This window comes from Arthrobacter sp. AD-310, assembly GCF_054656615.1.
The window spans coordinates 65,540-76,540 of sequence record NZ_BAAHNO010000028.1 but is presented as its reverse complement, the minus strand read 5'-3'; the positions used below and the strand labels follow the sequence as shown (position 1 = coordinate 76,540).

6 protein-coding genes and 1 pseudogene are annotated in these 11,001 nt (G+C 68.7%); 5 read left to right on the top strand and 2 right to left on the bottom strand.

Going from position 1 to position 11,001, the window contains the following annotated elements:
• On the top strand, nucleotides 1-439 hold a 439-nt coding region (locus ACYQ1Z_RS16210), incomplete at its 5' end, for a DUF4232 domain-containing protein (RefSeq protein ID WP_459793569.1).
• 135 nt (nucleotides 440-574) lie between these two features.
• Here the strand turns inward: ACYQ1Z_RS16210 and ACYQ1Z_RS16205 are convergent.
• Entirely contained in the window at nucleotides 575-1,045 is a 471-nt protein-coding gene (locus ACYQ1Z_RS16205) for a DUF4383 domain-containing protein (protein WP_459793568.1), read from the bottom strand.
• A gap of 186 nt (nucleotides 1,046-1,231) precedes the next feature.
• On the opposite strand from ACYQ1Z_RS16205, the gene ACYQ1Z_RS16200 reads away from it, so the two are divergent.
• The 3 genes from ACYQ1Z_RS16200 (at nucleotide 1,232) to ACYQ1Z_RS16190 (ending at nucleotide 8,736) form a co-directional block, all read left to right on the top strand.
• Entirely contained in the window at nucleotides 1,232-2,785 is a 1,554-nt protein-coding gene (locus tag ACYQ1Z_RS16200; RefSeq protein WP_459793567.1) for an FAD-dependent oxidoreductase, read from the top strand.
• A 121-nt stretch (nucleotides 2,786-2,906) separates the two neighbouring features.
• Nucleotides 2,907-7,901: an ATP-dependent helicase gene (locus ACYQ1Z_RS16195; protein ID WP_459793577.1), complete on the top strand. Its 4,995-nt coding sequence runs from the start codon at nucleotides 2,907-2,909 to the stop codon at nucleotides 7,899-7,901.
• Entirely contained in the window at nucleotides 7,894-8,736 is an 843-nt protein-coding gene (locus ACYQ1Z_RS16190; protein ID WP_459793566.1) for an Fpg/Nei family DNA glycosylase, read from the top strand. The genes ACYQ1Z_RS16195 and ACYQ1Z_RS16190 overlap by 8 nt, the downstream gene beginning before the upstream one ends.
• 56 nt (nucleotides 8,737-8,792) lie before the next feature.
• On the opposite strand, the pseudogene yczE reads toward ACYQ1Z_RS16190, so the two are convergent.
• Nucleotides 8,793-9,409 (bottom strand): annotated as a pseudogene (gene yczE / locus ACYQ1Z_RS16185) (membrane protein YczE).
• Between the two features lie 61 nt (nucleotides 9,410-9,470).
• Between yczE and yczR the strand changes: the two are divergent.
• Nucleotides 9,471-11,000, top strand: coding sequence for a MocR-like transcription factor YczR (gene yczR, locus ACYQ1Z_RS16180; protein ID WP_459793565.1), 1,530 nt, complete (start codon nucleotides 9,471-9,473; stop codon nucleotides 10,998-11,000).
• The last annotated feature ends 1 nt before the right edge of the window (nucleotide 11,001 follow it).

Sequence of the window (11,001 nt, the reverse complement as noted above, 5' to 3'; positions counted from 1 at the left end):
GACCTCCTCCCCGGCCGCCCCGGGCCTGTGCAAGGCCGCAGGGCTTTCCGCGGCCACCGACGCGTCCGGGGGCGGCGCCGCGGGCAGTGTCTATATGAAACTCAACCTGACCAACACGGGGACTGAACCCTGCCTCCTGAGAGGGTTCGCCGGGGTCTCCCTGGCAGCTGACAACGCCGGCGCCCCGATCGGCGCGGCGGCCACGCGGGACGAGTCCACGCCGGCGGCCGACGTCCTCCTGGCACCGGGCCAGACCGGCTCCGCGGTGCTCCGTTACACCCAGGCCGGCAACTACATGGACTGCAACCCCGTGGACGCCGCCGGCTACCGCATCTATCCGCCGGAGGACACCGCCTCCCTGTTCCTGCCCCAGCCCACCACGGCCTGCAGCAACCCGGCCATCACCCTGCTCAGCATCGGAGCGTTCCAGCCCGCTTAAAACACACTGCTTAAACACTGAGGGCGGTCCGGCTAATCCGGACCGCCCTCAGTGTTGTGTGCATGCCCCCGGGACCTGTTCCGGATCCCGGGGGCTGTCTGCTGTTTACCGGTGCACTAGTTGTTTATCGGTGCACTAGTGCGCCGTGGTGGGACGGTGCGCCCGGGCGGTACCCCGCGACAGGGCCAGGCCGAGGCCGACCATGGCGACACCGAGGACGAAGTGCAGCCAGTTGTCCGCCATGTTGACGGGAACGAAGTTGGCAGCGGTGTCCAGGCCGATCAGCAGGCCGTAAAGCCACAGCACCAGGTAGATGGCGCCACCGATGACCAGGTAGTTCCGCGACTGGGCGGCGGTGCGGGCCATGGCAATCCCGGCCGCACCAAACAGCAGGTGGACGATGTTGTGAAGCACTGACACCTGGAAGATGCCGAGCAGCAGGGCCCCGGACTCATGCCCGGCGAAGCCCATGGTCTCGTAGTTGGTGGTGATGCCCGGGATAAACCCGAGGACACCGACCAGGAGGAAGACCGCTCCCACGGCGAGGGCTGCTTTTTGGATATTGGTCCGGTCTACCGTACGACCGTCGGAACTCATGCTTGTCATGATTTCTCCTGCTGTTTGTCGTTTACGTTTTCCATGGCTGCCGGGCTGCGCCTGACCATAGACTTAAACCCCGACAAGCTAAGTATACTTAGTAAATCCGCAGCTGATAGGGCCGGGTCCATAACAGACCCATTACAAATAGCGCCCAGCAGCGCGAACATAACCGGAAGGCGGGGTGGCTTGGCAATGACGTCAATTTGGTTGGACCGCAGCACGCAGTTCACTTCTGATCCCTTCGAACCGGACAGCAAATACGACACCGTGGTGGCCGGAGCCGGGCTGACCGGACTTGTCACGGCCCTCCTGCTGGCCAGGTCAGGGCAAAGGGTTCTGGTGCTGGAGGCACGCTTCCCGGGAGCAGTCACCACGGGAAACACCACCGCCAAGGTGACGCTGCTCCAAGGCACCTTCCTGTCCCAGCTGGCCCGCCAGTATCCCCAGCGGCAGGTCCAGGCCTATGTGGACGGCAACCGGGAGGGCCAGGCGTGGCTGCTGAGGTACCTCGACGAGCACGGCGTTCCCTACCAACGCCGGGATGCCTACACCTATGCCGCCACGGCCCAGGGCACGGAGAAACTTCGAGAGGAGGTGAGCGCCGGAACCACGGCGGGGCTGGAGGTTGAATACGTGCGCGACGCCAACCTTCCGTTCGCCGTGCATGGCGCGGCCCGCCTCCGTGACCAGGCCCAGATCCACCCCATGGACGTCCTGGACACCCTGGTGGCGGACATCCGGGACCGCGGCGGCGCAATCGTCAGCGGCGTACGCCTGCAGGATGTCACCGGAGACCTTCCGTCCGTGGTGCAGACCAACCGCGGAACGGTCCGCGCGGACCGGGTGGTCCTCGCCACCGGCATTCCCGTCCTGGACCGCGGGTTGTATTTTGCCAAACTGAAGCCCAGCCGGTCCTACGCCGCAGCCCTTGAACTGCAGGAGGGGCAGGAGCCGCCTCCCGGGATGTACATTTCGGTGGAGCAGCCCACCCACTCATTGCGGGACCTGGAACACAACGGCCGCAGGCTCCTGCTGGTGGGCGGGCACGGGCACCACGTTGGCCGGGCGGATTCGGAAAAGGCACACCTCAGGGGCCTTCTCGAGTGGACCCGCCAGCATTACCCCGGAGCGGTGACAACCCATACGTGGTCCGCGCAGGACTACATGGCCACAAACCTGATGCCGTTCTTCGGCAAGCTGCCCCGTGGGAAGGGCCACGTCTACTTCGGCACCGGCTACAACAAGTGGGGCATGACCAACGCCGTCGCGGCTGCCCTGGGAATTTCCGCTGACATCCTGGGCGGCAACGTGCCCTGGGCGGACACCATCCACCACCGGGTCACGGCAGCGTCGGGGGCGTTGTCCGCCGTCGCGCTGAATGCCGGGGTTGCGGCCAAGCTCGCCACCGGCTGGGGCGCCCTTGCCGCCGAGGGCCTGAAAACCGAGGGCGCCAAGGTGTTGAGGCGGGGCAAGGACCAACCCGCCTCTCCCCCGCCGGCGCCCGTTGTCCCGGCGGAGGGCGAGGGGAAGGTGTACCGGGAGGGTACCCGCCCGGTAGCGGTGTCCACGGTGGACGGAACCACCTGCAAGCTGTCGGCCGTCTGCACCCACCTGGGCGGCATCGTGCACTGGAACGACAACGAACTCACCTGGGACTGTCCCCTGCACGGCTCACGGTTCACCAGTGACGGGAAGCTCCTGGAAGGCCCTGCTACCAAGGATCTGCCCCAGGACGGAAAGGGTTGATTCGGGAGGTTCCGGAGGTCCCGGCAGCTCTGTCGGTGGCGTGGGGCATGATGGAGGCATGAGCCAGGAAGAGCCGTCCACGGGCACGGGCAGGGTCGCGGCTGCGCCCGCGGCACAACCGATGGGCCAGTTCAGCAGGCCCACGCGCGACTGGTTCCTCGGAGCTTTCTCGGAGCCGACCCCGGCCCAGTCCGGCGCCTGGAACGCCATTTCCTCGGGCTCACATGCCCTGGTGGTGGCGCCCACCGGCTCGGGCAAGACCCTCGCCGCTTTCCTCTGGGCACTGGACCGGCTGCTGGTTTCGTCCACTGCCGCCGGCCCGGAGGTCCCCGCAACACCTTCAGCGGACGGCAAGGGAAAGGGCCGGCGGCCCCGGGCGGCAAAGCGCAAAACCCGTGTCCTCTATATCTCCCCGCTGAAGGCCCTGGGTGTCGACGTCGAGCGGAACCTTCGCTCCCCGCTGATCGGCATCACGCAAACCGCCAAGCGGCTGGGACTCCCTGCGCCGCTGATTACCGTGGGCGTCAGGTCCGGTGACACCACGACGGCGGACCGGCGGGCGCTGCTGAGCAACCCGCCGGACATCCTCATCACCACGCCCGAGTCACTGTTCCTGATGCTCACCTCCAGGGCCCGGGACACACTGACCGAAGTGGACACCATCATCATCGACGAGGTCCACGCGGTCGCCGGGACCAAGCGCGGCGCGCACCTGGCCGTCTCACTGGAGAGGCTCGATGCCCTGCTGCCCAAGCCCGCGCAGCGGATCGGGTTGTCCGCCACCGTGGAACCGCGCGAACTTGTGGCACAGTTCCTGGCAGGTTCGGCGCCGGTGGAAATCGTCGCGCCGCCCGCCAGCAAGAACTGGGACCTCACCGTGTCCGTGCCCGTGGAGGACATGTCGGACCTGCAGGGCGCCGCCGGGGCGTTCGATTCCGGGCCCGCGTCCGGGCTGCAGCCGCAGGCCTCCATCTGGCCGCACGTGGAGGAGAAAATCGTCGACCTGGTGCTGGCCAACCAGTCCACCATCGTGTTCGCGAACTCCCGCCGGCTCTCCGAACGGCTGACGGCACGGCTCAACGAGATTTACGCCGAGCGCCAACTGGTGGCCGTCGGCGGTGGCTGGGACGACTCCGGCACGGAAGGGCAGGAAGGCTGGGGCCCCGGGCCGGCCGCGCCGCCGTCGGGCATTCCCGCTTCCACGGCCACGCCCGCCCACATGATGGCGCAGGCGGGCAGTACTTCCGGGGCAGACCCGGTGCTTGCCCGGGCACACCACGGCTCGGTCTCCAAGGACCAGCGGGCGCTGATCGAGGACGACCTCAAGTCCGGGCGGCTGCGCTGCGTGGTGGCCACCTCTTCGCTGGAACTCGGCATCGACATGGGTGCCGTGGACCTGGTGGTGCAGGTTGAGTCGCCGCCGTCCGTGGCAAGCGGGCTGCAACGTGTGGGCCGTGCAGGACACCAGGTGGGCGAGGTCTCCCAGGGCGTGCTGTTCCCGAAGCACCGCGCGGACCTCGTGCACACGGCCATCACGGTGGAGCGGATGCTGGACGGCAAGATCGAACGCCTCAGCATCCCGGCCAACCCGCTGGACATCCTGGCCCAGCAGACAGTGGCCGCGACTGCCCTGGGAAGTATCGACGTGGAGGAATGGTTCGCCACCGTGCGCCGCTCCGCCCCGTTCGCATCGCTCCCCCGCTCCGCCTTCGAGGCCACCCTGGACCTGCTGGCCGGCCGCTACCCGTCGGATGAATTTGCCGAGCTCCGTCCACGCATCATCTGGGACCGCAACGCCGGCACCATCGAGGGCAGGCCCGGGGCGCAGCGGCTTGCCGTGACATCCGGCGGCACCATCCCTGACCGAGGCCTGTTCGGCGTGTACATCATCGGAACCGAGGTCGAAGGGTCAGCATCCCCGTCAGAGGACGGCAAGCCGGCCCCTGCCCCCAAGGGCGGCCGCCGCGTGGGCGAACTGGACGAGGAGATGGTCTACGAGTCCCGCGTTGGCGACGTCTTCGCGCTGGGCGCCACAAGCTGGAAGATCGAGGACATCACCCACGACCGCGTGCTGGTATCCCCGGCGTTCGGCCAGCCCGGCAAACTTCCGTTCTGGAAAGGCGATTCGCTCGGCCGGCCGGTGGACCTTGGCCGCGCCCTCGGAGCCTTCGTCCGCGAACTGTCCGCCTCCGACGCCGGGCCGGCCACCGAGCGCTGCAAGGCAAGCGGCCTGGACGAGTTCGCCGCGAACAACCTGATCCAATACCTGACTGAACAAAAGCAGGCCACCGAGGTGGTGCCGAACGACACCACCCTGGTGGTGGAGCGCTTCCATGACGAGCTGGGCGACTGGCGGGTCATCCTGCACAGCCCCTTTGGCATGCCCGTCCACGCCCCGTGGGCGCTGGCAGTGGGACAGCGGCTGCACCAGCGGTACGGGCTGGACGGTTCCGCCATGGCCGCTGACGACGGCATCGTCCTGCGCGTGCCGATGATGGAGGACGAACCGCCGGGCGCGGAACTGTTCCTTTTCGACCCGGAAGAACTGGAACAGATCGTCACGGCCGAAGTGGGCGGCAGTGCGCTGTTCGCGTCCCGTTTCCGCGAATGCGCCGCCCGGGCGCTTCTGCTCCCGCGCCAGACGCCCGGGAAACGGCAACCCCTGTGGCAGCAGCGTCAGCGCTCGGCCCAGCTGCTCGATGTCGCCCGGAAATACCCCACGTTCCCCATCGTGCTGGAAACCGTTCGTGAATGCCTGCAGGACGTCTACGACCTCCCGGCCCTGAAGGACATCGCAGCCTCCGTGGAACGCAGGGAGCTCCGGATCGTGCAGACCACCACGTCCCAGCCGTCGCCGTTCGCAAAGTCCCTGCTGTTCGGCTACGTCGCCCAGTTCCTCTACGAAGGCGACTCGCCCCTGGCGGAGCGGCGCGCGGCAGCCCTGGCCCTCGACTCCACGCTCCTGAACGAACTGCTGGGACGCGTGGAGCTGCGCGAACTCCTGGACGCGAAGGTCATCGAAGCCACCGAACGGGAACTGCAGCGGCTCGCACCGGACCGGAAAGCGCGGGGCATGGAAGGGGTCGCCGACCTGCTGCGGCTCCTGGGCCCGCTCGCCCCCGCCGAAGTTGCCGCCCGGTTGGAGGTCGAATCCGCCGAAAGCCCGGCGGTCGAGCCTGTCGAAACCCAGCCAGCGGAGGCGGAGGCCACAACCCATCTGGCCGCGCTACAACGCGCCAACCGCGCCATCAAGGTGAACATCGGCGGGGTGGAACGGTTCGCCGCCGTTGAGGATGCCGCACGGCTGCGCGATGCCATCGGCGTACCACTGCCCATGGGCGTGCCGCTGGCCTTCATCGAGCCCGTGGCAGACCCGCTGGGCGACCTCGTTTCCCGGTACGCCCGCACCCATGGCCCGTTCACCGCGGCCGAAGCCGCAACCCGGCTGGGGCTGGGCGTCGCGGTGGTCGGCACGGCCCTGAAACGGCTCGCCGCGGACGGCCGGGTTGTGGAAGGCGAGTTCCGGCCGCATGCCGCACCGCCGGACCCCGCACCCGCCGCCCCTGACGTGGACGGCAGCGGGTCCGCTACCCCTGGTGACGCCACGGGCACGCCCCATGCCGCTTCTGCCACCGCTGCGAACACACCGGTAGCGGAGCTCCCCCACGCCGCGGTCAGCGAATGGTGCGATGCCGAAGTCCTGCGGAAGCTCCGCCGTCGTTCGCTCGCTGCCCTGCGCGCGGAAGTCGAGCCGGTGGACGCCGCTGCGTACGGGCGTTTCCTGCCCGCCTGGCAGCACGTCCGGGTCCCCGGCGGCGGCCGCGGGCAGCCGTCACTGCGGGGCCTGGACGGCATCGTCACCGCCATCGACCAGCTCTCCGGGGTGCCCGTTCCCGCGTCCGCGTGGGAACCGTTGGTCCTGGCCAGCCGGGTCTCCAACTACCAGCCGGCCATGCTGGATGAACTCATGGCGGCGGGTGAGGTGCTGTGGTCCGGCGCCGGGGCGCTGCCCGGCAATGACGGATGGATCAGCCTGCACCTGGCGGACTCCGCAGAGCTGACCCTGAATCCGGCACCCGAATACCAGCCGGGCGACGCCGGGCAACGCCTGCTGGACCATCTCCGGAACAACGGCGGCGGGTACTTCTTCCGCCAGCTCACCGACATTGCCGGCGGCATGGATTCCGTCCTGAGCGACCAGGACGTGGTGGCTGCCCTGTGGGACCTGGTCTGGGCCGGGCGGATCACTGGGGACACGTTCGCTCCCGTCCGTGCGCTGATCGCCGGAGGCCACACCGCGCACCGGCAGGTTGCACGCGCGCCGCGGGCCCGGGCGCCGCGCCTCAGCAGGCTGGGCCGTTCGCACGGGACCGGGCTGATGGGGTCGCCGGGGCTCGCAGGCGGTCGGTACGGCGGATCCGGGGCCGCGGCAACACCGCCGATGGCCGCCGGCCGATGGTCCGCGCTTCCGGAACCGGAGCTGGACGCGACCATCCACGCCCGCGGCACCGCTGAACTCCTCCTGGACCGCTATGGCGTCGTCACCCGCGGCTCCGTCATGGCCGAGCAGATCCTCGGCGGCTTCGGGCTGATGTACAAGGTGCTGGCGCGGCTGGAGGAGGCAGGCCGGTGCCGCCGCGGCTATTTCATCGAACACCTTGGGGCGGCCCAGTTCGCCGTGCCTGCCACCGTGGACCGGCTGCGCTCCTACTCTGAGGACACCCAGCTCGCCAAGCCGGATCCTGTTGCCCTGGCCCTGGCCGCCACGGACCCCGCCAACCCGTACGGAGCGGCCCTGCCCTGGCCTGCCCAGCAGGACGACGCCGGCACCGCACACCGGCCCGGACGGAAAGCCGGGGCTCTGGTCGTCCTGGTGGACGGGGCACTGGTCCTGTACGTGGAGCGGGGCGGGAAAACCCTCCTGGCATTCAGCGATGACGAAAACGTCCTCGCCGCCGCCGGAGCGGCCCTGGTAGGCGTCGTGACACGCGGTGCGGTGGACAAACTGGTCATGGAAAAGGTCAACGGGCACGGCATCCTGGACACACCCGTTGCGGCTGCCCTAAGCAACGCCGGCGCGTATTCCACACCCAAGGGGTTGAGGATCCGTGCCTGAAGGTGATTCCGTCTGGCGCGCCGCCCACCAGCTGCACAAGGCACTGGCCGGGCAGGTCCTGACCGCCTCGGACTTCCGTGTGCCGCGGTTCGCCACGCTGAACCTGGCCGGATGGACGATGGCCGAGGTAGTACCCCGCGGCAAGCACCTGTTGATGCGCGTAGTGGGCCCGGACGACAAAAGGCTCACGATCCATTCCCACCTGAAGATGGAAGGCGCCTGGCAGGTCTATCCCCCCGGCGGACGGTGGCGGAAACCCGGCTACACAGCCCGGTGCGTGCTGCGCACGGCGGCGGCGGACGCCGTCGGATTTTCCTTGGGCATCGTGGAAGTTGTGGCTACCGCCAACGAGGACTCGATTGTCGGCTTCCTCGGCCCCGACCTCCTTGGCCCCGACTGGGACCTGGACGAGGCCGAACGCCGCGTCCGCGCGTCCCCGGACGTCCCCGTCGGCGTGGCCCTGCTGGACCAGCGGAACCTCGCCGGGATTGGAAACATTTACCGCTGCGAGGCCTGCTTCCTGTCCGGCGTACACCCGGCCACCCCGGTCTCGGCAGTCGAGGACGTGCGCATCATGATGACTGACGCCAAACAACTCCTGGAGGTAAACCTCGGCCCCGGCCGCCGCATCACCATCCTCAATGCCCGCGGCATGCCGGTGGGCAGGCTGGCAGGACGGCCCGGCTACTGGGTGTACGGCCGGGAGCACCAGCCGTGCCTCAAATGCGGGACTCCCATCCGCCGTGGCCTGCTGGGCAAACTCAATGGCGACGAGGAACGCGACATCTACTTTTGTCCGAAGTGCCAGCCGCCACCGGCGCAGCCCGGCACCTGAGCCACGCCCGTGAGCAACGGGCTGGGCGGCGCCTTCCCACTGCCCAGGCCACGGGCTCAGGAAACCACGGCCGGAACCTGTTCGTTCCGCTTTTCCGCTGCAGGGACCATGAACACCGGCAGCAGGAACTGGACCAGGGGCCCGATGGCCAGCGCATACACAACAGTTCCAACACCCACCGAACCGCCCAGCAGCCATCCGACGGCGAGAACCGACACCTCGATCAGGGTCCGGGACAACCGGACGGACCATCCGGTGCGCCGGGCCAGCCCCGTCATCAGTCCGTCGCGGGCACCCGGACCGAACCGTGCGCCGATGTAGCAGGCGGACGCGATGCCATTTAGCAGGACAGCCCCGGCGAGCATTCCAATCTGGCCGGCCAGGTGGGACACCGCCGGAATCACGGCCAGCCCAAGGCCGCGAACACACCGACCAGCACTGCGTTGCACAACGTCCCGAAGCCCGGACGCTGCCGAAGCGGGATCCACAGAAGCAGCACCAGGAAGCTCACGACGATGACCACCAGGCCGATCCTCAGCCCTGCCCGCCCGGCAACGCCCTGATGGAAGACATCCCACGGATCCAGGCCGAGCCCGGCCCGGATGAACGTGGCCAGGGAGATCCCGTATATGGCGAGGCCGGTGAACAGCTGGATGAGTCTGCGGGTCAACATGCACCCCACCTTCGCACCCAACTGGCCTTTGATTACATAGCCAGTCTGAGATACTGGCTATGTGGCCACTTCACTTACGGCAGCAGCGCTGTCCCGCCTCCTGGGTGCCTGGAACCGGGGTAGCGGCCCGGCTTACCGCGAACTGGCGGATGTGGTCCGGCTTCTGATCCTTGACGGCCGGCTGCCCCTGGAGACGGCGCTGCCCAGCGAACGGGCACTGTCTGAAGCGGTCGGCGTCAGCCGGACCACGGTGACCGCCGCCTACGCGAGCCTCCGCGAGCAGGGCTTCCTCAGCAGCGGTCAGGGGAGCCGGGGACGGACACGGATTCCCGGAGCCGCCCGTTCCGGGCAACAGGAACCGGGACCTGCACGGCTTGCCGCGGGATTGCCCGGGATACGGTTCCCCGGCGCTGGCCCGGCAGCAACTGCTCCGGCCATGACCGCACCAGGCCTGGCCGCGCCGGAAGGGCTGGTCGATCTGGCCTACTCCGCACTGCCGGCCAGCGGTGAACTCGTGCACCGGGCCTTCGCGGCTGCGATGACGGAACTTCCCGCGCTGCTGCCGGGATTCGGGTACGACGCCGTTGGCCTGCTTCCCCTGCGGCAGGCCATCGCGGACCGATACACGGCTGCGGGAGTTCCCACCCGCCCGGCCCAGATCCTGGTCACGTCCGGCGCCCAGCACGCCTTGACGATCATTTTGCGGACGCTGGTGGACCGCCACGACCGGGTGCTCGTGGAGCATCCCAGCTATCCCAACGCCCTCGACGCCATCCGGGCCGCACGGTGCCGTCCCGTCCCGGTCCCATTCGCGGCCGACGGCTGGGATATGCCCGCCCTGGAGTTGGCCATTGCCGGACAGCGCCCCGCACTTGCCTACCTGGTCCCCGACTTCCACAACCCCACGGGCATGATCATGCCCGACGGTCAGCGCCGCCGGCTCGCCCGGGCGGCGGATGCGGCGGGAACAATACTGGTGGCCGATGAAACACTCCGCGAACTGAACCTCGACGGCGTCTCCTCCACCCCGCTCGCAGCCTTCAGTTCGGCCGTGCTCACCATCGGTTCGCTGAGCAAGTCGCATTGGGGCGGCCTGCGGACGGGATGGATCCGCGCCTCGGAACCGATGATCCAGCGGCTCGCCGCGGCACGCACCACCCTGGATCTTGGCGGTCCGATGATGGAGCAACTGGCTGCCGCCCACCTGGTGCGGGCTTTGGACGAACCGCCGCCTGCCAGGCTGGAGTCACTTCGGACCAACCGGGCGGCACTGCTCAAACTGCTGCGGGAACATCTGCCGGAATGGGAGACAACGTACCCCGTTGGCGGACTCTCCGTCTGGTGCAGGCTGCCGGCACCTTCGAGCACGGCCCTGACTGTACTCGCGCCCGAGTTCGGCATCCGCCTGGCGGCCGGGCCGCGGTTCGGAATCGGCGGCGCCTTCGAACGCAACCTCCGCGTGCCATTCACCCTCCCACCCGGGAAGCTTGAGGCTGCCGTGCTGGCTTTGCGCGCGGCGCAGGAGAAGTTGGACGCCGCTCCACAGCTCCGGCGGACGCTTAAGGACGCGCCTGCCACCGCCATCGCCTGAT